This window comes from Pseudomonas sp. P4_B4, from assembly GCF_056402255.1.
This window is the reverse complement of record NZ_JBFUHS010000006.1, coordinates 80,615-107,041: the sequence shown is the minus strand read 5'-3', so window position 1 is coordinate 107,041 and position 26,427 is coordinate 80,615. Positions and strand designations below refer to the sequence as shown.

Here is a 26,427-nt window from a genome sequence, read left to right as displayed (position 1 = left end):
GGTCGATCAGAGGTTGCGTTTATCTGGCTGTTTTCCTACAGCGGCAGACAAACGCGAAACAAGGCGCCCTCGCCAATCCTGCTCTGGACGGTAATAGTACCGCCATGGGCGGTGACAATCTGTTCTGAAATAAACAATCCCAGGCCCAGCCCGGCGACGGCGTGTTTGGCCGATACCCGCTCGAACTGCTGGAAAATCCGTTTCTGGTTTGTCTCGCTGATGCCGATCCCTTGATCCTGCACATCCACCAACGCCTGGCCACCTTCACTGTAGACCTTCACCGAGATCGGGCTCTTGGCCCCGTAGCGCAAGGCGTTGGTCAACAGGTTGGATATGACTTGTTCAATACGAAACTCGTCCCAGTGCCCGATCACCGGTTGCGCGGCATCGAGGGTGACCGACGCCTCGGCGGCGTCGATCTGCTGGGAAAAGTTGTGCAACAGGTGGCGAACCAGCGTCGAAAGATCGATGCGCGTTGGCCGAATCGACAAATTTCCGGTGCGAATGCGCGAGACATCGAGCATGTCTTCGATCAAGCGAATGAGGCTTTTGATCTGCCGCTCGTCGCGGTCGACCATGGCATGCATCTTGTCCAGGGTGAAGGCGGCGGCGTTGTCCCGGGCCAGGTGCATTTTGCGCAACTGGGTTTCAAGGATCAGACCGTTGAGCGGTGTGCGCACTTCGTGGGCGACGATGGACATGAAGTCATCGCGCATGCGCACCGCCTGTTCCAGTTCCAGCTGGGTGTTTTGCAGTTGCTTGAGCAGGGTCTCCTGTTCGCGGCGACTTTGCTCAAGGGCCAGCACTTGTTCCTTCATCGCCTTGCTTTGGCGATACAGGTCGACGAACACATTGACCTTGCTCTTGACCGCCTGGATGTCCAGCGGTTTGTACAGGAAGTCCACGGCACCGCTTTCATAGCCCTTGAACGCGTAGTTCAGTTCACGCCCGGCGGCGCTGACGAAAACGATCGGAATGTTCCTGGTTTTTTCCGTGCCACGCATCAACTCGGCCAGCTCGAAGCCATTCATGTCGGGCATCTGCACATCGAGGATGGCCAAGGCGAATTCGTGTTGCAACAGCAGGGACAAGGCTTCGTCGGCGGACAGCGCCTTGTAGACGATGCGGTCCTCACGCTTGATCAGCGCTTCGAGCGCCAGCAGATTCTCCGGCAGATCGTCCACGATCAGCAGTTTGGCTTGGATATTACTTAGCATGCGATTCTTTCCAGTTCGACAAGCAGACGGCCGATGCCGCGTACAGGAAGTATGTGGTCTGGCTGGTGCATATCCAGCGCAGCCAGGGGCATGGTGGCGACCTGAGCCTCTTGCGGGTCCTGCACGATGGTCATGCCACCGCGCTGCTTGACCTGGGCCAGCCCGCGCGCGCCATCGCGGTTGGCGCCGGTGAGCAATACCGCAGCCAGATTGGCGCCGTACGCATCGGCGGCCGATTCGAACAGATAATCGATAGCGGGTCGCGAATGATGCACTCGAGGCTCCAGGCTCAGGGAAAAGCTGCGGTCATGCTCCACCGACAGGTGATAACCGGGCGCGGCGAAATACAGCGTGCCGGCCTCGACCGGAGTCTTGTCGCACGCCTCCAGCACCGGCAGGGCAACCCGGCGGGAAAACACGTCTGCCAGCTGGCTGCGGCGCTCGTCCGGCAGGTGCAGCACGACAATGATCGGCAGTGCGAAGCCTTCGCGCAGCGGACTGAGGATGTTCAACAGCGCCTCGACTCCACCGGCGGAGGCACCGATCACGATCGCTTCGATCGCCGGCAATTTCGTTGCACTGTTCATGATTTTCGATAGATCCGTTCTTGTTTGACCAGCGGCTCGAACTGATTGCCGAAGGCTGAAAAATCCGGGGTTTCCTTACTGCCCAGTACCAGGAAACCGCGATGGCAGAGGGACTCATGAAACAGTCCGAATGCCCGATCCTGAAGCTTTTTATTAAAATAAATCAGTACGTTACGACATGAAATTAATTGGGTTTCGGAAAATACGCTGTCCGTTGCCAGGCTGTGATCGGCGAAGGTCACGTTCTCGCGCAGGGTCTTGTCGAAAATCGCGTACCCATAGGCCGCCGTATAGTAGTCGGCAAACGAACACTGGCCACCGGCCTGCTGGTAATTAGCAGTGTAGGCGCGGACATTCTCCATCGAGAAAATCCCTTGCTTGGCTTTTTCCAGGGAACGCGGGTTGATGTCGGTGGCGTAGATGATCGTGCGGTCGAGCAGGCCCTCTTCGCGCAGCACAATGGCCATCGAATACACCTCTTCACCGGTGCTGCATCCGGCGATCCAGACCTTGATCGAAGGGTAGGTTCGCAGCAGCGGCACCACTTCCTTGCGGATGGCCAGGAAGTGCGAGGGGTCGCGAAACATCTCGCTGACCGGAATGGTAAGCAATTGCAGCAATTGCATGAACGCGGTGGGGTCGTGCAGGACCTTATCCTGCAACGCCGAGATGGTATTGCACTCGAACTGACTCAACGCATGGTTGATCCGGCGCTTGATCGAAGCGCCGGAGTAATCGCGAAAATCGTAGCTGTACTTGAGGTAGATCGCCTCGATCAACAACCGCAATTCGATTTCACTGTCTCGCTCCACTGAAAAATTGCGCTCCACTAGATACGTTCCATCTTCGGTAACCACACACGAATCAGCGAAAACAGGCGATCGAGGTCGATGGGCTTGGCCAGGTAATCGTTGGCGCCGGCCTGCAGGCAACGCTCCTGATCGTCCTTCATGGCCTTGGCCGTCACCGCGATGATCGGCAGCTTGCGCCAGCGCGGGTCCTTGCGGATTTCAACGGTGGCTTCAAAGCCATCCATTTCCGGCATCATCACGTCCATCAACACCAGATCGATGTCTTGCACCTCATTCAATCGTTCAATCGCTTCGCGGCCGTTGCGGCCAATGACCACGACCGCGCCCTTTTGCTCCAGCGCGCTGGTGAGGGCGAAAATGTTGCGCACATCGTCATCCACCAGCAGCACCTTGCGGCCCTCGAAGACCTTGTCGCGGCTGCGGGCGACCTTGAGCATCTTCTGCCGTTCATGGGACAACCGTGATTCGACTTTGTGCAGAAAAAGCGTCACCTCATCCAGCAGCCGCTCCGGCGAGCGTGCACCCTTGATGATGATCGAACGCGAATACTTGCGCAGTTCAGCCTCTTCATCCCGGGTCAGGTTGCGTCCGGTGTAGACGATGACGGGCGGAAAGGAGCAGATGTCTTCGGTGGACATGCGCTTGAGCAGGTCATTGCCGAGCATGTCCGGCAGCTTGAGGTCGATGATCATGCAATCGAAGACGGACGTGCGCAGCAGGTCCAGCGCCTCCTGCGCCAGGCCAATGGCAGTGATCTCGATGTCATCGTCGCCGATCAGGCGGGCAATGCTGTCGCGCTGCAAGGCGTCGTCCTCGACCAGCAGCACGCGCTTGACCTTCTGGGTCAGCTTGGCCTCGAGGCGTGCAAACACGTCCTTGAGTTCCTCGCGGGTGGTCGGTTTGACCGCATAGCCAATGGCGCCCATGTGCATCGCCGCTTCGACCCGATCCTCGACCGAAATCACATGCACCGGGATGTGCCGGGTTTCGGCGTGTTCCTTCAGGCGTTGCAGCACGGTCAGGCCGGAATGATCCGGCAGGCGCATGTCCAACAGTATTGCATCGGGGATGAACGCCTTGGCCAGGTCGTAGCCTTCGTCGGCGCCGTGGGCCACCAGGCACTGATAACCCAGTTCATGGGCCAGGTCGTAGAGGATGTGCGCAAAGTTCGGCTCATCCTCCACCACCAGAATGCAGCGATTGGTGAACGGCCCCTTGTTGCGATCGTCGTCGAAACGCGGAATGTCGACTTCGGCCACCAGTGGCGACAACGTTGGCGGCAATACACTCGGCGTGGCCGCCACCGGAACGGCTCGCATCGGTTCGACTGGCACTTCGCCCGGTTCCACGTACTGCTGTGGCAAGACCAGGGTAAACACACTGCCCTGCCCCGGCGTGCTGCTCACACTGATGGAGCCGCCGAGCAAGGCCGCCAGGTCACGGGAGATCGACAACCCCAGCCCGGTGCCGCCGTAACGCCGATTGGTGGTGCCATCGGCCTGACGGAACGCTTCGAAGACGCTTTCGTGCTGATCCGGCGCAATGCCGATCCCGGAATCGCGGACGCTGAACGCGATGCCGTCATTCGGCGCCGTGGCGACGGACAGGCTGACGTTGCCGCTCTCAGTGAATTTCACCGCGTTGGACAACAGGTTCTTGAGGACCTGCTCCAGGCGCTGGCGGTCGGTGAACAGCATCAGCGGCGCACCGTCCTGCATATCCACCTGGAAATCCAGTTGCTTGTCCGTGGCCAACGGCTGGAACACGCCGCGCAGGCCATCCACCAGACGCACCACGCTGGTGTTCTCCGGACGGATTTCCAGCTTGCCGGCCTCGACTTTGGAAATATCCAGAATGTCGTTGATCAGGTGGAGCAAGTCATTGCCGGCGGAGTAGATCGACTCGGCGAATTTGACTTGCTCGGCAGTGAGGTTTTCCTCCTGGTTTTCCGCCAGCAGCTTGGCCAGGATCAGCGAGCTGTTCAGCGGCGTGCGCAGCTCATGGGACATGTTGGCGAGGAATTCGGACTTGTACTTGCTCGAGCGCTGCAATTCTACTGCGCGTTCTTCGAGCTGGATCTGGGCCTGATTGAGCTCGGTATTCTTCAGGTCCATAGCGTCGCGTTGCTCAGCCAGTGCTTCTGCCTGCTCGGCGAGTTGTTCGTTGGTCTGCTCCAGCTCCACCTGCTGGGTTTCCAGGTGCGCCTGGGACTCCTTGAGAATCCGCGATTGTTCTTCGAGCTCTTCGTTGGCGGTCTTGAGTTCTTCCTGCTGAACCTGCAATTCTTCGTTGAGTTGCTGGGTTTCCGCCAACACATCCTGCAAACGCTGGCGATAGCGTGCCGCCTCGATCGAGGTACCGATGTTGCCGGCAATCAGCTCAAGCAATTCAACGTCACGGTCCGTCAGTGGACGCAGAAAGCCCAACTCGATCACGCCGTTGACCCGCTCGTCGTCGCTGGTTGGCACCACCAGCACACTGCGCGGCAAACCGTCACCGAGGCCGGAGCTGACCTTGAAATAATCCCCCGGTACCTCGTCCAGGCGAATCAGCCGTGCCTGCTGCGCCACCTGGCCGACAATGCCTTCGTCACTGTAAAGCTGCTGTTCACGCTCCTCCTGTTCGCGAGAGAAGCCGTAGGTAGCTATGCGCTTGAGGCCGCCGTGGTCTTCGCGCACATAAATAGCCGCCACGGCGGTGCCCAGGTACTGCGCGCAGAATTGCAGGATATTGCGACCCAGCATATTCAGGCTCAATTGCCCCAACACCTGCTCGGCCAGCTCGGTCTGGCCGTTGCGCAGCCAGGCCTGCTGCTCCAGACGACGGGCGCTGGCCTGCTGGGCGGCAAGGTTGACACTGTAGTTCTGCGTCAGCGTCAACAAATCGCGGCGCCCGACATACGCCAGCAACCCGCTGACCCCGGCTATGAACAACAGATAGAGGCTGATGCTCATGACGGTGGTACGTCGCACTTCATCATTGCGCGATGTGCGCAACTGTTGCTCGGTGTCGATCACCTCCTCGAACTGCTTGCGAATTTCATCGGTCAGCCGTTTACCGCGTCCGGCCTTGACCACAGCGCGATAGTCCCCGCTGCTGCGCTGCAAATCGATCATCGATTGCGCGTAGTTGGTCCATTCCAGCTGCAAGGCCTGCAACCGCAACAAGCGGTCGGTCTGCAGCGGGTTGTCGGCGGTCAGTTCGAGCAAGGTGTTGAGCGCCACGGCGATGCGCGGCTTGGCGGTTTCGAAGGGTTCGAGGAAATGTTCGTCGCCACTGAGCAGGAAACCGCGCATCCCGGTTTCCAGATCCACGGTCAGCTTGACCGCTTCATTGGCGTTATTGATCACCCGGTCGGTGTGCTCCACCCACTGGATCGTCGACAGTAAATAGCTGATCAGCGACACAAAGAATACGGCGCTGATGAGACCCAGACCCAAAGGCAGGCTGATGTTGCGGCTCAGGAGTTTACGAAATCGTTGTTCATCAACCGAGGACGCGGAGGACATGGGGCAGGCCTTGTCGAACTGTCAGAATGCAAGGAGTTTGCCCCAAAACTGGCACATTGATCCAATTTTCTGACATGTTTGCGCGCAAGGTCCTACATTGCGCTGCGCCCGCTCCAGGCCACGGGTTATCCTTGCGTGGCCTACACTGCAATTCTTTTTTACAACGTTGGGAACTTGTCGGGATCCGCCACTTACTCATGCAAGAGGCCGACGATTTCCAGCGACTGGCAAAGCCAATCTTTTTCGGGAATTCGACTATGTCATCCGCCAACGCCTCCACCATCCTTGTCGTCGAAGACGATGCCATCGTGCGCATGCTGATCGTCGACGTACTGGAAGAACTGGAATTCAAGGTGCTGGAAGCCGATGGCAGCGAACAGGCGCTGGTGACACTCAAGGACGTGAACCAACACATTGACCTGATGATGACTGATGTTGGCCTGCCGGTCATGGACGGCCGCGAACTGGCCAATCAAGCACGTGCTTTACGTCCAGCCCTGCCGATCCTGTTTGCCAGCGGGTATGCCGAAAACATCGAAGTGCCTCAAGGCATGCACTTGATCGGCAAACCGTTCTCCATTGATCAGTTACGCGACAAGGTCAAAGGCATTCTCGGGTGACCCTGCACTGCGCTGTGGTTTAATGCGCGCCTTTTTCGTCCCTGCCCTGTCTTCGCTTCAAGGAAATCCCGTACATGATTGAGCCCCACGCAACCAAAGTCCTGGTCATTGGTTACGTCTGGCCCGAGCCCCGCTCTTCAGCGGCCAGCGGGCATGTCATGCAAATTCTCGATGTTTTTCTGGAACAAGGCTGGGACATCACGTTCAGCAGCCCGGCAGGCTTCGGCGAGCAACGCGCAGACCTGACGGCGTTGGGTATTCGCGAAGTCCCCATCGAGCTGAACAACAGCAGTTTTGACGCTTTCATCAGCGAACTGGCGCCGGACATCGTGCTGTTCGATCAATTCATGATGGAGGAACAGTTCGGCTGGCGGGTCGAGAAGCATTGCCCAGATGCCTTGCGCGTGCTCGAAAGCTGCGACCTGCAAAGCCTCCGGCAGGGTCGGCATCAACGCCTCAAGGAGCGCTTGAAGGCCAGTGAGGACAACAATGACTTCAGCGACCTGTTCGCCCCAGCGTCGCGCGAAGAATTCGAACATATGGCCAATACCGATATGGCGAAGCGCGAGATCGCCTCATTTTATCGTTGTGATTTGACGCTGATGGTTTCCGAAGTGGAAATCGAATTGCTGGTCGAGCAGTTCAGGTTTGCGCGCAACTTGTTGCACTGGTGCCCATTGATGGTCGATGTTCCGACCAATGCGCCGGTACCGTTTGAAGACCGGGCACACTTTCTTCATATCGGTAACTTTCGCCATGCACCCAACTGGGATGCGGTGCTCTGGTTGAAAACCGCTATCTGGCCGCTGATTCGCGAGCAATTGCCCGGCGCTCAATTGCATATCTATGGTGCCTACACACCGCCCAAGGCGACTGCCCTGCATAACCCGGTCCAGGGTTTTCATGTCATGAACTGGGCAGAAGACGCACTGCAAGTCATGTCGGCGGCGCGAGTCTGTATGGCGCCTCTGCGTTTTGGCGCGGGAATCAAAGGCAAGATTGTCGATGCGATGCTCTGTGGCACACCGAATGTGACGACGCCAGTCGGCGCCGAGGCGATGCATGGCGAAGAGACATGGCCCGGTGCGGTGACCCGTTCGGCACGCGAGTTCGCCGATCATGCCGTGCAACTCCATAACGACAAGACGCGCTGGCTGGACGCCCAGGCGCACGGGCAAACCCTGCTTGCCGGCCGCTACCAGAAATCCGTTCATGGCCCGGCCTTGATCCAGCGGCTGGTCGATTGCCAACGGGATCTGGCCAACATCAGACGAGATAACTTTACCGGCAGCATGCTGCGTCATCACCAGCACAAGAGCACTCAATACATGGCGCAATGGATCGAGGCGAAGAACCGCCTTAATCAGGAGTAGCCCACCCTCCTTGCGCGCGCCTTGCATGAACAGTCACACCGGCGGTAGTAGCGTTAGCCCTGCGGCAAGAGGCATGATCGGGGCGGGATAACAACATAAGCGCCCTGACATGACCCGCACCGCCAGAGTCACCGATCCTTCCTATGAGTTGATGGACGACCACAACGGCTTGTCCATCATCTACCGCCAGCATGGTTTCCCCTGCCCCCTGGTGCGCTGGCATTTCCACAAGGAATACGAACTGCACCTGATCGTCGCCAGTTCTGGCAAGGTGTTCATCGGCGACTACATCGGCAACTTCTATCCTCAGACACTGTTTCTCACCGGCCCCAACCTGCCCCACAACTGGATCAGCCAGGTAGCCGAGGATGAAGTGGTGCCCAAGCGCGACATGCTGGTCAACTTCACCGACGAGTTGTTCGACAGCGGCTATCAGGTATTCGGCGAACTCAAGGCCCTGGCGCCGTTGCTGGAACGCGCGCAGTACGGCATCGAATTTCGCTGCAAGCACACCATTGGCAAGGCGATGGATCTGATGCAGCGCATTGCCGATACCACCGGTGTGACCCGGCTCGGGCACTTTTTCATTCTGTTGGAATTGCTTGCGGCCACCGACGATTACCAATTGCTCTCTGGCGCCACGACCCCGCAACTGGCGGACGAGCACAACATCGATCGCACCAACCGCGCGGTGGATTACATCTTCGCCCATTACGCCCGGGACTTGACGCTGGAGGAAGTCGCCGAGCATCTGGGCATGAAACCGACTTATTTCAGCCGGGTATTCAAGCAGGCCACCGGACGCAATTTCATCGAATTCGTCAATCGCCTGCGTATCAGCAAGTCCTGCGAGTTGTTGGCCGATGGCAACAAGCCGGTCACTGACGTGTGCTTCGAATCGGGCTTCAACAATATTTCCAACTTCAACCGGCGCTTCCAGCAACTCAAGGGCATGACCCCGTCGCACTACCGGCGGTTGGTGGTGCAGCGGTTGACTGAGCAAAACCAGGGATAGCCGCTGGTCGGAACTGGTAGTTTTGACAGTGGTTTGGCCGTGATGGGTTATCCATGCTTGCAGCAACCCAGCCATCCACATCGAGACCTCAGACCATGTGCCCTGATTCCTCACAAGATTGCGCCGCCTCAACAAACATCGACGAGAACGCACGCTTCGACACGCCGGGAGAAACCCTGGGCTGGACGGGCGAAGGTGAAATAAAACAGGATGACATCGCCAACAAGTACTGCTGGTTTTCAAAGGATGCCCGGCGGGATTTTGGGCAACAACTGCCGCCGTCGATTGATGTCCGGGTGCTGATCCGGCTTCGCGGTCTTTTGGCCGACGAAATATTGATTGCTAGGCATCCCGCTGGTGTCCGCGAGATCAAGGAGGTGTCCGTCCAACAGCACAGCTTGTACCAGATTGAAGGTGCCAAAGCCGGTGCGGATGGAGTATTTTTCGTGCACTTTAGCTTGACCAGCGGACGAACCATGTCGATTGAGTCGATCCAGGTACGAGCGCCCGTGTGAGGGACGCAAAGCAAGGGCTGGCATTTCAGCAAAACTCCATCAGTGCAAAATAGTATCAGCCAAAGTGCTGCCAACGCTTTGTCATCGTCCGTATTGAAGGTTGTAATCAGTGCACATTCTTCCTGTCTTCGGAAGACACAAAAACAATAACTGTCCTTCTGTATCCCGCCGGGTGCAGAAAAGGAGTGCACGATGCAACCTTCGGTAAAAGCTCTGCTTGCCCTCACCTGCATGACCCTCAGCAGCGTCAGCCTTGGCGCACAGACCCTGACCATCGCCACCGTCAACAACAGCGACATGATCCGCATGCAAAAGCTCTCGAAAACCTTCGAGGCCGAGCATCCGCAGATCAAGCTCAATTGGGTGGTCCTCGAAGAAAACGTCCTGCGCCAGCGCCTGACCACCGACATCGCCACCCAGGGCGGGCAGTTCGACGTGCTGACCATTGGCATGTACGAAGCCGCACTCTGGGGCGCCAAGGGCTGGCTGGAGCCGATGAAGGATTTGCCGGCCAGCTATGCCCTCGATGACGTGTTCCCGTCGGTGCGCGAAGGCCTGTCGGTGAAAGGCTCGCTGTACGCCCTGCCGTTCTACGCCGAGAGTTCCATCACCTACTACCGCACCGACCTGTTCAAGGATGCCGGCCTGACCATGCCCGAGCGCCCGACCTGGGAGCAGATCGGTGAATTCGCCGCCAAATTGAACAAACCCGAGCAGGAACAGTACGGCATCTGCCTTCGCGGCAAGGCTGGCTGGGGCGAGAACATGGCGCTGATCAGCACTGTGGCCAACGCCTATGGCGCGCGCTGGTTCGATGAAAAGTGGCAGCCGGAATTCAATGGTCCCGAATGGAAAAACGCGCTGAACTTCTATGTCGACACCATGAAGAAATCCGGCCCGCCGGGGGCGTCGAGCAACGGTTTCAATGAAAACCTGGCGTTGTTCAACAGTGGCAAATGCGCGATCTGGGTCGATGCCAGCGTCGCCGGCTCGTTCGTCACCGACAAGTCCCAGAGCAAGGTCACCGATCACGTCGGCTTCACCTATGCGCCGCATCAAGTCACTGACAAGGGCTCGGCCTGGTTGTACTCCTGGGCGCTGGCCATTCCGACCAGCTCCAAGGCCAAGGACGCGGCGAAAACCTTCAGCGCCTGGGCCACGTCCAAAGAATACGGCGCACTGGTCGCAGAAAAAGACGGCATCGCCAACGTACCGCCGGGCACTCGGGCCTCGACCTACAGCGAGGCGTACATGAGCGCCGCCCCGTTCGCCAAGGTCACGCTGGAGTCGCTCAAGGCCGCGGACCCGAGCAAGCCGGGCGCCAGGCCTGTGCCGTACATCGGCATCCAGTTGGTGACCATTCCCGAGTTCCAGGGCATTGGTACCCAGGTCGGTAAATCCTTCTCTGCGGCGCTGATCGGCCAGACCACGGTCGACCAGGCGTTGGCGGCGGCCCAGCAAACCACCGAGCGCGAGATGAAGCGTGCGGGTTATCCCAAGTAACCCCCCTATCCAGTGTGGGAGCGGGCTTGCTCGCGAAAGCGGCATTCCAATCGCAAAAGTTGTGTCGGATGTACTGGCCTCTTCGCGAGCAAGTCGGATCGCCGCACCGCCGCTCCCACAGTTGATCTTCATATGCCTGTAAATAATCGGTTCTGATCACTATGAATACATCAACTGCAAAAGCTCACATGGACATTGTCCAACCGCTGCGCAAAAGCCGCGTGGCCAATCCCGGCTGGTTTCTGGTCAGCCCTTCGGTGGCATTGCTGCTGTTGTGGATGATCGTACCGCTGGGTATGACCGTCTACTTCTCGACGATTCGCTACAACTTGCTCAACCCCGGCGAGAACGAATTCGTCGGGTTGGAAAACTTCACCTACTTCCTCACCGATTCGGGCTTCCTGCCCGGCGCCACCAACACGCTGTTGCTGGTGGGCAGCGTGCTGCTGATCAGTGTGGTATTGGGTGTGCTGATCAGTGCTTTGCTTGAGGCCAGCGAGTTTTTCGGTCGCGGTGTCGTGCGGGTGATGCTGATCTCACCCTTCTTCATCATGCCCACGGTCGGTGCGCTGATCTGGAAGAACCTGATTTTCCATCCGGTGTCGGGGATTCTCGCCTACGTCTGGAAGCTGTTCGGCGCGCAACCGGTGGACTGGCTGGCGCACTACCCGCTGCTGTCAATCATCATCATTGTCTCGTGGCAATGGCTGCCGTTCGCGATCCTGATCCTGATGACCGCCATGCAGTCCCTCGACCAGGAACAGAAAGAAGCCGCGCGCCTGGACGGTGCCGGGCCTGTCGCAATTTTCTGGCACCTGACCCTGCCACACCTGGCGCGGCCGATCGCGGTGGTGGTGATGATCGAAACCATCTTCCTGCTCTCGGTGTTCGCCGAAATCTTCACCACCACCAACGGCGGCCCCGGCTACGCCTCGACCAACCTCGCCTACCTGATCTACAACCAGGCGCTGGTGCAGTTCGACGTCGGCATGGCCTCGGCGGGCGGCTTGATTGCCGTGGTCATCGCCAACATCGCCGCGATCATCCTGGTGCGGATGATCGGCAAAAACCTGACCGACAAAGCCTGAGGCCTGCCATGACTCTTCAACAATCCCGTCGTCTGCAAAGCCTGCTGCTCGGTACGCTGGCCTGGGCCATCGCGATCGTGATTTTCTTTCCGATCTTCTGGATGGTGCTGACCAGTTTCAAGACCGAGATCGATGCCTTCGCCACGCCGCCGCAATTCATCTTCATGCCGACGCTGGAGAACTACCTGCACATCAACGAGCGCAGCGACTATTTCAGTTTCGCCTGGAACTCGGTGGTGATTTCCTTCAGCGCCACGGCCCTGTGCCTGCTGATCGCGGTGCCGGCGGCCTACTCGATGGCGTTCTACGAAACCCAGCGCACCAGGGGCACCCTGCTGTGGATGCTCTCGACCAAGATGCTGCCGCCGGTGGGCGTGCTGATGCCGATCTACCTGCTGGCCAAGAGTTTCGGCCTGCTCGATACGCGGATCGCGCTGATCGTGATCTACACGCTGATCAACCTGCCGATCGTGGTCTGGATGATTTACACCTACTTCAAGGACATCCCCAGGGACATCCTCGAAGCCGCGCGGCTGGACGGCGCAACGCTGGCCCAGGAGATGCTCCGGGTGTTGCTGCCCATCGCCAAGGGCGGCCTGGCATCCACGGTCCTGCTGTCGCTGATCCTGTGCTGGAACGAGGCGTTCTGGTCGCTGAACCTGACCTCGTCGAAAGCCGCACCGCTGACCGCATTGATCGCTTCGTATTCAAGCCCCGAAGGGCTGTTCTGGGCCAAGTTGTCGGCCGTCTCGACCCTGGCCTGTGCGCCGATCCTGATCTTCGGCTGGATCAGCCAGAAACAACTGGTACGCGGCCTGTCGTTCGGCGCCGTGAAATAGCCCTCAAAGAACAAGCACAAAAGGAGCGCCACCATGGCCAACCTGAAAATCAAGAATCTGCAAAAAGGCTTCGAAGGCTTTTCCATCATCAAGGGCATCGACCTTGAAGTGAACGACAAGGAGTTCGTGGTCTTCGTCGGCCCGTCGGGCTGCGGAAAATCCACGCTGCTGCGGCTGATCGCCGGGCTGGAGGAAGTCAGCGGCGGCACCATCGAGCTCGATGGCCGCGACATCACCGAAGTGAGCCCGGCCAAGCGCGACCTGGCGATGGTGTTCCAGACCTACGCCTTGTACCCGCACATGAGCGTGCGCAAGAACATGTCGTTCGCCCTCGACCTGGCCGGCGTGGCGAAAGCCGAAGTGGAGAAAAAGGTCGGCGAAGCGGCGCGCATCCTCGAACTGGGGCCGATGCTGGAGCGCAAGCCCAAGCAACTGTCCGGCGGCCAGCGCCAGCGCGTGGCGATTGGCCGGGCCATCGTGCGCAACCCGAAAATCTTCCTGTTCGACGAACCGTTGTCCAACCTCGATGCCGCCCTGCGAGTGCAGATGCGCCTGGAACTGTTGCGCCTGCACAAAGAGCTACAAGCCACGATGATCTACGTGACTCACGACCAGGTCGAAGCGATGACCATGGCCGACAAAGTGGTCGTACTCAATGGCGGCAAGATCGAGCAAGTCGGTTCGCCGCTGGATCTCTATCACCAGCCTGCCAACCTGTTCGTCGCCGGTTTCCTGGGCACGCCGAAAATGGGCTTCCTCAAGGGCAAGGTCACCCGCGTCGACAACCAGGGCTGTGAAGTGCAGCTGGACGCCGGAACCCGCATCAACCTGCCCTTGAGCGGCAGGCACTTGAGCGTCGGGAGTGCGGTGACGCTGGGCATTCGCCCGGAGCATCTGGAACTGGCCAAACCCGGTGATTGCACCCTGCAGGTCACCGCCGATGTCAGCGAACGCCTGGGCAGCGACACCTTCTGCCACGTCCGGACGGCATCCGGCGAAGCCCTGACCATGCGCGTTCGCGGCGATCTGGCCAGCCGCTACGGTGAAACCCTGAGCCTGCATCTGGATGCGCAACACTGCCATTTATTCGATGCCGACGGCGTGGCGTTGACCCGTCCGTTGCGCGTTGCTGCCTGATTTCAGAGAGCCTGCGATGAAACTGAATAAACACAACCTCAGCCGCCTCGCCCCTGAAGTGGTCCTGCCCGCCTACGCCCTGGGCGAGACCCGCCAAGGCATCGCGCACATCGGCGTCGGCGGTTTCCACCGTGCCCATCAGGCGTACTACACCGACGCCTTGATGAATACCGGCGAAGGCCTGGACTGGGCCATCTGCGGTGTCGGCCTGCGCGCTGAAGACCGCCGCGCCCGTGACGATCTCAAGGATCAGGATTATCTGTTCACCCTGTTCGAACTCGGCGATAGCGACGACACCGAAGTGCGGGTGATCGGCGCCATCCGCGACATGCTGCTGGCCGAAGACGACGCCCAGGCGTTGATCGACAAACTGGCCAGCCCCGAGATCCGCATCGTCTCGCTGACCATCACCGAAGGCGGTTACTGCATCGACGACAGCACCGGTGAGTTCATGGCGCACTTGCCGCAGATCCAGCATGACCTGGCGCACCCGGGCGCCCCGAAAACCGTATTCGGTTTCCTCTGTGCCGCGCTGGCCAGGCGCCGCGCCGCTGGCACAGCGGCCTTCACCCTGATGTCCTGCGATAACCTGCCGCACAATGGCGCAGTCACCCGCAAGGCCCTGCTGGCCTTCGCCGCCTTGCACGACAGCCAATTACGCGACTGGATCGACGCCAACGTCAGTTTCCCCAACGCCATGGTCGACCGCATCACGCCGATGACCAGCACCCGGCACCGCCTGCAACTGGCGGACCAGCATGGCGTGGACGATGCCTGGCCGGTGGTCTGCGAACCCTTCGCGCAATGGGTGCTGGAGGACAGGTTCGTCAACGGTCGCCCGGCCTGGGAAAAGGTCGGCGTGCAGTTCACCGACGATGTCACGCCCTACGAGGAAATGAAGATCAAGCTGCTCAACGGCAGTCATCTTGCGCTGACGTACCTGGGGTTCCTCAAGGGTTACCGCTTCGTCCACCAGACCATGAACGATCCGCTGTTCGTGCGCTACATGCGCGCCTACATGGACCTGGACGTGACGCCACAGCTGCCGGCGGTGCCGGGAATCGACCTGACCGAGTACAAGAACACCCTGGTGGCGCGTTTCTCCAATCAGGCGATTGCCGATCAGCTTGAACGGGTGTGTTCGGACGGCTCGTCGAAGTTTCCGAAGTTCACCGTACCGACCATCAACCGCTTGATCGCCGATGGCCGCGAAACCAGGCGCGCGGCGTTGGTGGTGGCGGCGTGGGCGCTGTACCTCAAAGGCGTGGATGAGCATGGCGAGACCTACACGATTGCGGATCCGCGCGCAGCGTTCTGCCAGGCACTGGTGGCCGATGATGTGCTGATTACCCAGCGCTTGCTGGTAGTCGAGGATATTTTTGGTACGGCGATTGCGCGCTCGCCGGAGTTTGTCGCGGCGTTTGAGTGGTGCTGCAACAGTTTGCGCGAGGTTGGGGTGTCGCGGACTCTGGAACGAGTGTTGGCGTAAGTCCTGCGGTGGAACTGCTACCGTCTTCGCGGGCTTGCTCGCGAAGGCGGCCGGACAGGCACCAGGGATACTGAATCCAGACTTGTATTGAGCTGACGACCAAGGATCTTGCATGACAACCCAACAACTCTTCCTCGGCATCGACTGCGGCACCCAGGGCACCAAAGCCATCATCCTCGACGCCGACAGCGGCGAGGTGCTGGGCCAAGGCGCAGCCACCCACACGATGATCAGCGTCGCCAACGGCCGTCGCGAGCAGGACACCGGCCAGTGGCTGGAAGCCTTCGCCACCGCCACCCGCCGCGCATTGATCGCGGCCAAAGTCGATGGCCAGTCGATTCTCGGCATTGGTGTCTCCGGCCAGCAACACGGCCTGGTGCTGCTCGACGATCAGGGCAAGGTGTTGCGCCCGGCGAAACTCTGGTGCGACACCGAAACCACCCCGGAGAATGACCGACTGCTGGCCCATCTGGGTGGCGAAAAGGGTTCGCTGGAACGCCTCGGCGTGGTCATTGCGCCGGGCTACACCGTATCCAAGCTGTTATGGACCAAAGAGCAGCATCCCGAGGTGTTCTCCCGGATCGCCCGCATTCTGCTGCCCCACGACTACCTCAACCATTGGCTCACCGGCCGCAGTTGCAGCGAATACGGCGATGCCTCGGGCACCGGGTATTTCAATGTGCGTACGCGCCAGTGGGATCTGCAATTGTTGCGTGACATCGACCCCAGCGGACGCCTGCAAGCCGCGCTGCCGGAGCTGATCGATGCCCATCAGGCGGTCGGCACGATTCTGCCGGGCATTGCCGAACACCTGGGCATCAACCCCCGGGCACTGGTGTCCAGTGGCGGTGGCGACAACATGATGGGGGCCATCGGCACCGGCAACATCCAGCCCGGTGCAATCACCATGAGCCTCGGTTCGTCGGGCACGGTGTACGCCTACGCCGATCAACCGAACGTCGCCGCAGATGCCGCGGTAGCCACCTTCTGTTCTTCAAGTGGCGGCTGGTTGCCGTTGATCTGCACCATGAACCTGACCAATGCCACCGGCCTGATTCGTGACCTGCTGGACCTCGACATCGATCAGTTCAACGAACTGGTTGCCCAGGCGCCGATCGGGGCCGAAGGTGTGTGCATGCTGCCGTTTTTCAATGGCGAACGGGTGCCTGCCCTGCCCCATGCCAGCGCCAGCCTGTCGGGTTTGACCATGACCAACCTGACCCGGGCCAACCTGTGCCGCGCGGTGGTCGAAGGCACGACGTTCGGTTTGCGTTACGGACTGGACCTGCTACGCCGCAATGGCTTACAAAGCCGCAGCATTCGGCTGATTGGTGGTGGGTCAAAAAGTGCGGTCTGGCGGCAGATCGTCGCCGATGCCATGAATACACCGGTGATCTGCACCGAACAAAGCGAGGCCGCAGCCTTGGGTGCGGCGATTCAGGCGGCCTGGTGCGCAGCCCGGGCGAACGGGCGCGAACACAGCCTGGCGGATTTGTGCGAGCGCTGCGTGAAACTCGACCCGGCCAGTGAGACCCTGCCGGTCGCCGACAATGTGCAAGCCTGCCAGCAGGCATATGAACGCTATCAACAGCAAGTCGCAACCCTAATTAAAGAGTGAACAACTATGTACCTGGTGTGTGGCGAAGCGCTGTTCGATTTTTTCAGTGAAAACGACGCCAGCGGTCTGGCGTCCAAAGTGAATTTCAAAGCCATTGCCGGTGGCTCGCCGTTCAACGTGGCGGTGGGCTTGCGCCGGTTGGGCGTGGACGCGGCGCTGTTGGCCGGGTTGTCCACTGACTACCTGGGCCGGCGCCTGCTGCAAGTGTTGCAAGATGAAGGCGTGCGTCAGGACTTCCTGCTGGATTTTGCCGCGCCGACCACCCTGGCGATGGTCGCGGTCGGGGCCAATGGCTCGCCGCAGTACAGCTTCCGTGGCGAAGGCTGCGCGGATCGACAACTGAAACCGGAGCACCTGCCGGCACTCGGGCCTGAGGTACGCGGCCTGCATATCGGCTCGTTTTCCCTGGTGGTGCAGCCGATTGCCGACACGCTATTGGCATTGGTGCGCCGGGAAAGCGGCAAGCGCCTGATCAGCCTCGATCCGAACGTGCGCCTGAACCCGGAGCCGGACATCGACCTGTGGCGTAACCGGATCGCGACCCTGGTGGAGTTGGCCGACCTGATCAAGGTCAGCGACGAGGACCTGCATCTGTTGTACCCCGGCCAGGACCCGGCGCAGGTGATCGAAGGCTGGCTGCAGCACCGCTGTCAGCTGGTGTTCCTGACCCGGGGTGGCGAAGGCGCGAGCGTGTTCAGCCGGACTCACGGCTCGTGGTCGACTCCTGCCTGTGGGGTAAAAATCGCCGACACTGTGGGCGCGGGCGATACCTTTCAGGCGGCGCTGATTACCTGGTTGACCGAACAGCAACTGGACTCGGTAGAGGGCGTGAAGCAACTTGGCCGCGAGCAGATCGACCGCATGCTGAAGTTCGCGGTGCAGGCGGCGGCGCTGACGTGCAGCAAGACCGGGCCGGATTTGCCTTATCGCAAGCAACTGGATTTGCGCTGAGTTCGAGGGCCTGCTCGCGATAACTTTCCATCAGGCGCCCGATGGTCTTAACTGATACACAGGATCGCGCATCCGCGACAAGCGGCGTTCAGCCGGGTTAACCCTCGTTTAACCGTGCGGTCCAACACTTCACTGGACCGCACGCCCTCAGACTGTTCTGACGCCCAGTGCGGCAAGTTCGACAAGCGCCACATCGAACTGACATTCCGTCCGCACCGGAGATCGCTGATGAACACTCGCACCCTGCTGGTTACCGCCGCCCTCGCCTGCACCGCGTTTACCGGCCTGGCTCAGGCCAATGACACCCCGACCTCTCAAGCCGTGCCCTATCACTACGGCATGCCATTGCATGTCAGCAAAGTGATTTCACTGACCGAGCCGGACACCCTGGAGTGCAAAGTGGTGAAGGCCGAGATGAAGTACATCGATGACACGGGAAAACCCGCAGAAATTTCCTACCGTAAACTTTCCGACGCCTGCGAGAACCAGAGCTGACTGAAAAGTCTGATTTGGTACTTGGCGGTATGCCTTTGAGGGTTGCGGCGCTATGCTCTAGCGCCTCCCTCTCTGCCCGCAAGGATTGGCCATGCAGTTGTCGTTTCGCACGCTGTCGACGTTTACCGCCGCCTTATGTCTTTTGCTGAGCCTGGTTTGGGGCTTTGCACCGCAATGGTTATTGTCGTTCTGGGATATCGAGTTTTCATTCGCGGCGGGATTGGTCGCGCGACGCACCGCCGTGCTGTTTGGGGCGTTGAGCGTGATTTCTTTTCTGGTTCGCAACGAGCCCCCTTGCGCAACCCGCAATGCGCTGAGCCTCGGCTTCGTCGTCGGCTGTTGGGGATTGGCTGTGCTGGGTTTTGTCGAATGGCTCGACGGCCATGTCGGGCCGGGCATTTTGCTGGCGGTCGGGGTTGAACTGGCGCTGGGCCTGGCTTTCTTCCAGACCCGGCGCGTGTCCATGGAACTCGAAACCGCAGGTTAGAGCGCTTTGCCCAGCATAGAGTGCGGCTCGACCTCGACGTGATGCTGTCTGGAGCGCAGTTGGGCAATCAAATCGTTGATTTCCCGACAACCATTGAGCCCGGAAGCATCGATGCCAGTGACCAAAAGATCCAGATGATCGGTTTGCCCGTCGGCATAGACCTTGACAGTCATCGACAGATCCGGTGACAGCGTGCACTGGCAGCGCTTGGGCAGAAAACTGCTTTCGATGATATTGCGAATTTCCAAGGCAGAAAGAAACATGGCGACTCCCTCCTTTGTGAGACTGCCCGACGATCAATGCTCGCTCATTTGAAATCCCGGCAAGCTTCAAGGACAGCTACAGCATAAAACATACCCTGAGTTTCGCGGTGCAGCTCATCGGCAATTCAAGTATTTAGACGAATCACCTGTAAACCTGCCATACCGTTTGCAATAAGCGCCTCTGGCGAGCCTGCAATTTGCACACTGGGCATCCCGGGTTTGCATTCACTGCAAACGACCGTGAGAATGCCGCCCCTCACTTCAAGCAAGGAGGCACCATGAGTTCTTTGACCGTTAACGCTTGCGCAGCGCTAGTCGCACTGGGGCTTGCCGGCGTGGCGCACGCCGCCAAACTCGAAGACACCGCGCCCTATCCGAAGGCCGAAAACGGGTTTACCCGCCAAGTGATTCACCTCGCGCCACAGACCCGGGAAAACGACTTCCAGGTCGAGATCCTGGCCGGCAAGACGATGACCGTCGACTGCAATAACCCGCGCCTGGGTGGCATTCTCGAGGAGAAGAACCTCGAGGGTTGGGGCTATCCGTTCTACCGCCTGGAAAAAGTCATTGGCCCGATGAGCACGCTGATGGCCTGCCCGGGCGGCACCAGCAAACAGGGTTTTGTACCGGTGGTCGGTGACGGCTTCCTGCTGCGTTACAACAGCAAGCTGCCGCTCGTGCTGTACGTGCCCAAGGACATCGAAGTGCGCTATCGGATCTGGTCGGCGTCGACCAAGGTCGAGAAAGCCATTCAGGAATAACCCGGCCATCCGGCGGACCCTCGCGGCGCCCGCTTGCGGCGTCCGCTGTAGACCGGCCCAAGCGTCATGCCGGGGCGCCACTCAACGCGGCGCGCTCGGCCACGTACCCCAGGCTGTCGAAGTTGATATTGGCACCCGAGTCGATCGCCACTAGGGTCTGCCCCAAAGCACCGGTCTGCGCGACGTATTTCTTGATCCCGGCCACGGCCAGCGCACCGGAAGGTTCGGTGATCGAGCGGGTATCGTCGTAGATATTCTTGATTGCGGCACAAAGCTCATCGTTGCTGACCGTCACCACGTCATCAACGCAGAACCGGCAGACCTCAAAACCGCAAGCGCCGATCTGCGCCACCGCCACCCCATCGGCGAAGGTGCCGACGCTCGGCAGCACGACCCGTTCGCCGGCATGCATCGCCGCTTGCAGGCATGCGGAATGTTCCGACTCGACACCAATGATGCGAACTTCCGGCCGCAAGTATTTGACGTAAGCGGCGATACCCGCGATCAGCCCCCCGCCACCCACCGGCACGAAGATCGCGTCCAGCGGCCCCTGGTGCTGGCGCAGGATCTCCATGGCCACCGTGCCTTGCCCCGCGATCACCTCCGGGTCGTCGAAGGGCGATACAAAGGTGCAGCCGGTTTCCCCGGCCAGCTCCAGCGCATAGGCCAATGCAAACGGAAAGCTTTCGCCGTGCAGCACTGCATCGGCACCACGACTGCGCACCCCGATGACCTTAAGTTGCGGCGTCGTGCAGGGCATGACGATGGTGGCGTTGATCCCCAGCTCCCGCGCCGCCAGTGCCACGCCCTGCGCATGATTGCCCGCAGAAGCCGTGACCACGCCACGAGCCTTTTGCGCTTCGCTCAGTTGCACCAGCTTGTTGTAGGCGCCGCGGATCTTGAAGGAAAAGGTCGGTTGCAGGTCTTCGCGCTTGAGCAGGATCTGGTTGCCCAAGGCTTCGGACAAGGCCGGTGCCAGTTGCAACGGCGTGCGCACGGCCAGTTCATACACCGGCGCGGCGAGGATTTTTTTGACGTAGCGTTCCAGCAGGGCTTGTTGATCGGTTGTAAAACTCATCGTCGTCTCCTGACGTTGATCGGGGCCCGGGAGACAGAAAGTAAAAACCCGCCTCCAGGGCGGGTTGGGTGCTGCAGTCGTGAGCTAGCCCGCCAAATGAGGAATGGCGGTAATAATGCTTGGCTGGCAGCGCAATACAGTGGAAGTCATGGCTCGAAATTAGCCGGGCGTTGATAGCAAGTCAATGGCAAGTTTTTGTAGATGCCTTAGTCTGCCGGCAACTTCAAACCCACCTTGTAAATGCCACCGTTCTCCTCATCGGTCAAAACATACAAGTAGCCGTCCGGCCCCTGCCGCACATCGCGGATGCGTTTTTTCAACTCCCCGAGCAAGCGCTCCTCGTGGATCACCTTGTCGCCATCGAACTCCAGGCGGATCAGCTCCTGGCTGACCAACGCGCCGATAAACACGTTGCGTTGCCAGGCCTTGAAACGATCGGCATCGTAGAACGCCATGCCGCTCAGGCCCGGGGATTTTTCCCAGACATGATTCGGGGCGACGGTGCCTTCGGCGGTATCACCCTTGGCTTCGGGAATAGGTTGACCGGAGTAGTCGATGCCATGGGTCGCCAGCGGCCAACCGTAATTCTTGCCGCGCTCGATGATGTTGATTTCATCGCCGCCCTGAGGGCCGTGTTCGTTTTCCCACAGCGTGCCGTTCCACGGGTTGAGCGCCGCGCCTTGCGGGTTACGCTGCCCGTAGGACCAGATCTCCGGGCGCACGTTGGCCTGGCCGACAAAGGGGTTGTCCTTGGGCACCGTGCCGTCCGGGTAGATGCGCACCACTTTGCCTTGCAGCTTGTCGAGATCCTGGGCGGTCGGGCGGTCGTTGTTTTCCCCCAGTGTCACAAACAGATAGCCGTCGCGATCAAACACCAGCCGCGAGCCAAAATGGTTGCCGACCGAGAGTTTGGGTTCCTGACGCAGGATCACCTGGAAATCCTTGAGCGCCGTCAGATCGTCAGAGAGCCGGCCGCGCCCCACCGCAGTACCGGCCTTGTTACCCTCACCGCCACCTTCGGCATAGGACAGATAGACCATCCGGTCCTGTTTGAAATCCGGTGACAACGCCACGTCGAGCAATCCACCCTGCCCCTTGGCCCAGACCGTGGGCACACCATTGAGCGGTGCCGACAATTTGCCCTCGGCGGTCACCAGCCGCAGGTTGCCGGACCGTTCGGTCACCAGCATGCCTTTACGATCCGGCAGGAATGCCAACCCCCAGGGGTGCTCCAGCCCTGTCACGACGGGGGTGACCTCAAGGGTGCCTTCTTCGCTTTTCATCGTCTGGGTGGGCGCGGCAAGCACAGGGACGGTGGCGCTGATCAATACGCCGGCACAGAGGGTTGCCAACAGGTTTTTACGCAACATGCAGGATTCCTTTTCTGATGGAAATGGGGCCTGGTGAAAAATAGCGGGCAGACGTCATGCCTGCCACTCAACGGTTGCTGGTGCCGGTGTCTCGTGGGGGAGGATTGGGAATGAATTTCGGTGGGCTGGCGGGAGCTGTCCGGTCGGGATAGCGATTACCGATGCCACCGTTGTCCAGCGTCGGCGAGCGCTGGACCGGCACGGTATTCGGCCCGCGTATTGCCGGGGCACTGGGTTGGGTGCCTTGCATGCTGTTGGGATTGGCCCGCTGAATCGGACTGTTGTAAGGGTTGTTGCGGGTGCTGCCCGGCAGGTTCTGGGCCAACTGCAACGGAGCAAGGGCATCGGCCTGGGCCAGTGGGCCCAATACGGTACTCAAGGCCAGCGCGATGGCGCCAAACGCATATCGGTTCATGGGGTGCCTCTCTGCGTCCGCGTGGATAAGGACTTCGATACCACGCTACGCCCGAGGTTCGGATTTGTTAACCAAAAACTCCCCGGCACGATGCAACACGGCGTTGATTCGGCCTCTTCGCGAGCAGGCTCGCTCCCACAATGGACGGTGGGCATTCATGACATTTGTGGTTGACTCAAACCTGTGGGAGCGTGGCTTGCCCGCGATGAGGCCTGCCGCCCCAACACCCGGCTCAGATCAGAATGAACACCACCAGCAACCCGGCAAAGATCGACCACTTTTCAAGGTAGTAAAGCTTGCGGTTGCGCTTTTTCAGTTCCTTGGCGCGCAGGCGAACCTTGTAGACCTTGCTGAACAGTCGGTTGAGCCCGCCGGTCCGGTCTCCGTCCTCGTTCGGTGCACCTGCCGCCGACATGACATGGCGACTGAACCAGCGATTGAATGCCGCTGCCCACCGATATTTCATCGGCCGCTCGACGTCGCAGAACAAAATGATGCGATTGTGCGGCGTGGTGTTCTCTGCGTAATGAATGTAGGTCTCATCGAACATCACGGCTTCGCCATCGCGCCAATGGTAGTTCTTGCCATCGACATTGATGTAGCAACCGTCGGCGTTGGGTGTGTCCAGCCCGAGGTGATAACGGTACGAACCGGCATACGGGTCGCGATGGCGCACCAGTCTGGAGCCCGGTGGCAACTCGGCGAACATCGCCGCCTTGATCGAGCAAATGCCCTGTACCAGTTCGGTGGTGCGCGGGCAGAGTTTCATGGCCGACGGGTGGCTATCGCCGTACCACTTGAGATAGAAGCGCTTCCAGCCGGTCTTGAAAAACGAGTTGAAACCGACGTCATCGTATTGATTCGAACGCTTGATCTCGCCGGCGTGAAGCAAGTTCTGGCCTTCGGCACGAATTTCTTCCCAATGCGCCTGCAGTGGGCTCAGGTCGGGGAAGTCGACCGGGTCGAGATAAGGCTTGTTGGGGATTTTCGAAAACAGATAAAGAAAGCAATTGATCGGTGCCAGAAACGTCGAGTGGTCACTCAACTGGCGACCCAGCTTATGGCGCACGTGACCGCGCAGATGGACATACGCAATAGAGGCAACGTAGATAACGGCAATGATGAGTTTCACGGAAATCGTCACAGGTCGGAAGTAAACAAACTGCGCCCTTTACCGGCATGCCGGTCCCCGGGTCTTGTGCAGCAACTGATTACGAAACAGCGGCCCCGTAGTGCCAACGAGCCTTACCGATGGTCGGTCTCCGGCTCCTGGATGGCATTTTAGCCACAGTTTGTAACCAATAGTTAACCTGCAACTGTGAAAATGTGTGCGCAAAAACCGCCAAAGCGTTGCAGAGGCCTCATCGCCCTATCGTTTAAAGAGCCAGGCCAGTACAATCGCCGCCAAACTTTACGCGCCCCCAGGTTGAGAGCGGGAAAAATCCCCTTTCAGCCTACGTTGACTCGGGCCAAGCGCGCCACATGCTGCTGTCCACTTAAATGCCAGATGGATCTTCCACTGCTGATCGGGATGAATGTCCCGGGTCCGAACAGTGGAACGGGTACTGAACCGGTACTGCCGCAACCCTAGCTACTCTGAATGCTTCGCAGGAAAAACCTTTGATTTCTACAGCTAACATCACGATGCAGTTCGGCGCCAAGCCGCTCTTCGAAAACGTTTCGGTCAAGTTCAACGGTGGCAACCGTTACGGTCTGATCGGCGCCAACGGTTGCGGCAAGTCGACCTTCATGAAGATTCTCGGCGACGACCTCGAGCCGTCCGGCGGCCAGGTCATGCTGGAGCCGAACGTGCGTCTGGGTAAATTGCGTCAGGACCAGTTCGCCTACGAAGAATTTACCGTGATCGACACCGTGATCATGGGTCACGAAGAGCTGTGGAAGGTCAAGGCCGAGCGCGACCGCATTTATTCGTTGCCGGAAATGAGCGAAGCAGACGGCATGGCCGTGGCCGAGCTGGAAACCGAATTCGCCGAAATGGACGGCTACACCGCTGAATCCCGCGCCGGCGAACTGCTGCTGGGCCTGGGTATTCCCCTGGAACAGCATTTCGGCCCGATGTCCGAAGTCGCTCCAGGCTGGAAACTGCGGGTATTGCTGGCCCAGGCGCTGTTCTCCGATCCGGAAGTGCTGTTGCTCGACGAACCGACCAACCACCTGGACATCAACACCATTCGCTGGCTGGAAACCATTCTCAAGGCGCGTAACAGCACCATGATTATCATTTCCCACGACCGTCACTTCCTCAACAGCGTCTGCACCCACATGGCTGACCTGGACTACGGTGAGCTGCGCCTGTTCCCGGGCAACTATGACGAGTACATGACCGCGGCAACCCAGTCCCGCGAGCAGTTGCTGTCGGACAACGCCAAGAAGAAAGCCCAGATCTCCGAACTGCAGACGTTCGTCAGCCGCTTCTCGGCCAACGCCTCGAAAGCCAAGCAGGCCACCTCCCGCGCCAAGCAGATCGACAAGATCCAGCTGGCCGAAGTCAAGCCATCGAGCCGCGTGAGCCCGTTCATCCGTTTCGAACAGACCAAGAAGCTGCACCGCCAGGCCGTGACCATCGAGCAGATGTCCAAGGGCTTCGACGGCAAGACCCTGTTCAAGAACTTCAGCTTCACCGTCGAAGCCGGCGAGCGCCTGGCGATCATTGGCCCGAACGGTATCGGCAAGACCACCCTGCTGCGCACCCTGATGGGCGAGCTGACCCCGGACGCCGGTTCCGTGAAGTGGACCGAAAGCGCGGAGCTGGGCTACTACGCCCAGGACCACGCCCATGACTTCGAAGACGACGTCAGCCTGTTCGACTGGATGGGCCAGTGGACTCAGGGCGAGCAGATCATCCGTGGAACCCTGGGCCGCATGCTGTTCTCCAACGATGAGATTCTCAAATCGGTCAAGGTCATCTCCGGTGGTGAGCAAGGCCGCATGCTGTTCGGCAAGCTGATCCTGCAAAAGCCGAACGTTCTGGTGATGGACGAACCGACCAACCACCTGGACATGGAATCCATCGAGTCGCTGAACCTGGCGCTGGAAAACTACCCGGGCACGCTGATTTTCGTCAGCCACGACCGTGAGTTCGTATCGTCTCTGGCCACCCGCATCATCGAGTTGAGCCCTAACGGCGTGACCGACTTCAGCGGCACCTACGACGACTACCTGCGCAGCCAGGGTGTGGTGTTCTAAGGGCAGCTATCAGTTTTAAGCTGCAAGCTACAAGTTAAGAGCCCTGTCCATGTGACGGGGCTTTTTGCGTTTCATGGG

At 59.6% G+C, this 26,427-nt stretch carries 24 protein-coding genes; 15 read left to right on the top strand and 9 right to left on the bottom strand.

The window, feature by feature from the left end; genetic code table 11:
- Window positions 1-35 precede the first annotated feature (35 nt).
- The 4 genes from AC1DVE_RS09285 to AC1DVE_RS09270 are packed head-to-tail and all read right to left on the bottom strand — an operon-like array spanning window position 36 to window position 6,125.
- On the bottom strand, window positions 36-1,217 hold the full coding sequence (locus AC1DVE_RS09285; RefSeq protein WP_223534866.1) for a hybrid sensor histidine kinase/response regulator: 1,182 nt from the start codon (window positions 1,215-1,217) through the stop codon (window positions 36-38).
- Window positions 1,211-1,804, bottom strand: coding sequence for a chemotaxis protein CheB (locus AC1DVE_RS09280; protein WP_223453891.1), 594 nt, complete (start codon window positions 1,802-1,804; stop codon window positions 1,211-1,213). The genes AC1DVE_RS09285 and AC1DVE_RS09280 overlap by 7 nt, the downstream gene beginning before the upstream one ends.
- Entirely contained in the window at window positions 1,801-2,634 is an 834-nt protein-coding gene (locus AC1DVE_RS09275; RefSeq protein ID WP_223453892.1) for a CheR family methyltransferase, read from the bottom strand. Before AC1DVE_RS09275 ends, AC1DVE_RS09280 begins: the two co-directional genes overlap by 4 nt.
- Window positions 2,634-6,125: a response regulator gene (locus AC1DVE_RS09270; protein WP_223453894.1), complete on the bottom strand. Its 3,492-nt coding sequence runs from the start codon at window positions 6,123-6,125 to the stop codon at window positions 2,634-2,636. The genes AC1DVE_RS09275 and AC1DVE_RS09270 overlap by 1 nt, the downstream gene beginning before the upstream one ends.
- A 257-nt stretch (window positions 6,126-6,382) precedes the next feature.
- Here AC1DVE_RS09270 and AC1DVE_RS09265 point away from each other — a divergent pair, with 257 nt between their 5' ends.
- From AC1DVE_RS09265 to AC1DVE_RS09205, 13 genes are all read left to right on the top strand, one after another.
- Window positions 6,383-6,745: a response regulator gene (locus tag AC1DVE_RS09265; RefSeq protein ID WP_223453895.1), complete on the top strand. Its 363-nt coding sequence runs from the start codon at window positions 6,383-6,385 to the stop codon at window positions 6,743-6,745.
- Window positions 6,746-6,819: 74 nt separating this feature from the next.
- The gene (locus AC1DVE_RS09260) at window positions 6,820-8,118 is read left to right on the top strand and encodes a glycosyltransferase (protein WP_477783894.1); all 1,299 of its coding nucleotides are present in this window, start codon (window positions 6,820-6,822) and stop codon (window positions 8,116-8,118) included.
- A 109-nt stretch (window positions 8,119-8,227) separates the two neighbouring features.
- Entirely contained in the window at window positions 8,228-9,133 is a 906-nt protein-coding gene (locus AC1DVE_RS09255) for an AraC family transcriptional regulator (protein ID WP_477783893.1), read from the top strand.
- Window positions 9,134-9,186: 53 nt separating this feature from the next.
- Window positions 9,187-9,648 carry a hypothetical protein gene (locus AC1DVE_RS09250; protein WP_477783892.1) on the top strand — a complete coding sequence of 154 codons (462 nt, stop codon included), beginning with the start codon at window positions 9,187-9,189 and terminating at the stop codon, window positions 9,646-9,648.
- Between the two features lie 192 nt (window positions 9,649-9,840).
- Window positions 9,841-11,151, top strand: coding sequence for an ABC transporter substrate-binding protein (locus AC1DVE_RS09245; protein ID WP_477783891.1), 1,311 nt, complete (start codon window positions 9,841-9,843; stop codon window positions 11,149-11,151).
- A 161-nt stretch (window positions 11,152-11,312) separates the two neighbouring features.
- Complete coding sequence (locus AC1DVE_RS09240) at window positions 11,313-12,239, top strand: carbohydrate ABC transporter permease (protein ID WP_411741659.1); 927 nt, start codon at window positions 11,313-11,315, stop codon at window positions 12,237-12,239.
- Between the two features lie 8 nt (window positions 12,240-12,247).
- Window positions 12,248-13,078, top strand: coding sequence for a carbohydrate ABC transporter permease (locus tag AC1DVE_RS09235; protein WP_223461317.1), 831 nt, complete (start codon window positions 12,248-12,250; stop codon window positions 13,076-13,078).
- Between the two features lie 33 nt (window positions 13,079-13,111).
- Window positions 13,112-14,215 (top strand): ABC transporter ATP-binding protein, encoded by a 1,104-nt coding sequence (locus tag AC1DVE_RS09230; RefSeq protein WP_223461315.1) that lies wholly within the window; start codon window positions 13,112-13,114, stop codon window positions 14,213-14,215.
- Between the two features lie 16 nt (window positions 14,216-14,231).
- On the top strand, window positions 14,232-15,704 hold the full coding sequence (locus AC1DVE_RS09225; protein WP_223461313.1) for a mannitol dehydrogenase family protein: 1,473 nt from the start codon (window positions 14,232-14,234) through the stop codon (window positions 15,702-15,704).
- A 112-nt stretch (window positions 15,705-15,816) separates the two neighbouring features.
- Window positions 15,817-17,322, top strand: a complete 1,506-nt coding sequence (xylB, locus tag AC1DVE_RS09220; RefSeq protein WP_223461311.1) for a xylulokinase — start codon at window positions 15,817-15,819, stop codon at window positions 17,320-17,322.
- 6 nt (window positions 17,323-17,328) lie between these two features.
- Complete coding sequence (locus AC1DVE_RS09215; protein WP_223461309.1) at window positions 17,329-18,273, top strand: carbohydrate kinase family protein; 945 nt, start codon at window positions 17,329-17,331, stop codon at window positions 18,271-18,273.
- A 228-nt stretch (window positions 18,274-18,501) separates the two neighbouring features.
- A complete protein-coding gene (locus tag AC1DVE_RS09210) occupies window positions 18,502-18,768 on the top strand; it encodes a DUF2790 domain-containing protein (RefSeq protein WP_223461307.1) in 267 nt (88 codons plus the stop codon).
- A gap of 91 nt (window positions 18,769-18,859) precedes the next feature.
- Entirely contained in the window at window positions 18,860-19,255 is a 396-nt protein-coding gene (locus AC1DVE_RS09205; RefSeq protein WP_223461305.1) for a hypothetical protein, read from the top strand.
- Here AC1DVE_RS09205 and AC1DVE_RS09200 read toward each other — a convergent pair.
- On the bottom strand, window positions 19,252-19,518 hold the full coding sequence (locus AC1DVE_RS09200) for a DUF1652 domain-containing protein (RefSeq protein WP_223461304.1): 267 nt from the start codon (window positions 19,516-19,518) through the stop codon (window positions 19,252-19,254). The genes AC1DVE_RS09205 and AC1DVE_RS09200 overlap by 4 nt on opposite strands.
- Window positions 19,519-19,796: 278 nt before the next feature.
- On the opposite strand from AC1DVE_RS09200, the gene eco reads away from it, so the two are divergent.
- Window positions 19,797-20,279, top strand: coding sequence for a serine protease inhibitor ecotin (gene eco / locus AC1DVE_RS09195; RefSeq protein ID WP_223461302.1), 483 nt, complete (start codon window positions 19,797-19,799; stop codon window positions 20,277-20,279).
- Between the two features lie 64 nt (window positions 20,280-20,343).
- Here the strand turns inward: eco and ilvA are convergent, their stop codons facing one another.
- The 4 genes from ilvA to lpxO all read right to left on the bottom strand — a co-directional run bounded on the left by ilvA (window position 20,344) and on the right by lpxO (window position 24,274).
- Window positions 20,344-21,357, bottom strand: a complete 1,014-nt coding sequence (gene ilvA / locus AC1DVE_RS09190) for a threonine ammonia-lyase, biosynthetic (protein WP_223461300.1) — start codon at window positions 21,355-21,357, stop codon at window positions 20,344-20,346.
- A gap of 206 nt (window positions 21,358-21,563) precedes the next feature.
- Entirely contained in the window at window positions 21,564-22,727 is a 1,164-nt protein-coding gene (locus tag AC1DVE_RS09185) for a PQQ-dependent sugar dehydrogenase (protein WP_223461299.1), read from the bottom strand.
- 67 nt (window positions 22,728-22,794) lie between these two features.
- Entirely contained in the window at window positions 22,795-23,142 is a 348-nt protein-coding gene (locus AC1DVE_RS09180) for a hypothetical protein (RefSeq protein ID WP_223461297.1), read from the bottom strand.
- A gap of 232 nt (window positions 23,143-23,374) precedes the next feature.
- The gene (gene lpxO / locus AC1DVE_RS09175) at window positions 23,375-24,274 is read right to left on the bottom strand and encodes a lipid A hydroxylase LpxO (protein ID WP_223461295.1); all 900 of its coding nucleotides are present in this window, start codon (window positions 24,272-24,274) and stop codon (window positions 23,375-23,377) included.
- 488 nt (window positions 24,275-24,762) lie between these two features.
- Here lpxO and AC1DVE_RS09170 point away from each other — a divergent pair, with 488 nt between their 5' ends.
- On the top strand, window positions 24,763-26,349 hold the full coding sequence (locus AC1DVE_RS09170) for an ABC-F family ATPase (RefSeq protein WP_223461293.1): 1,587 nt from the start codon (window positions 24,763-24,765) through the stop codon (window positions 26,347-26,349).
- Window positions 26,350-26,427: the final 78 nt, after the last annotated feature.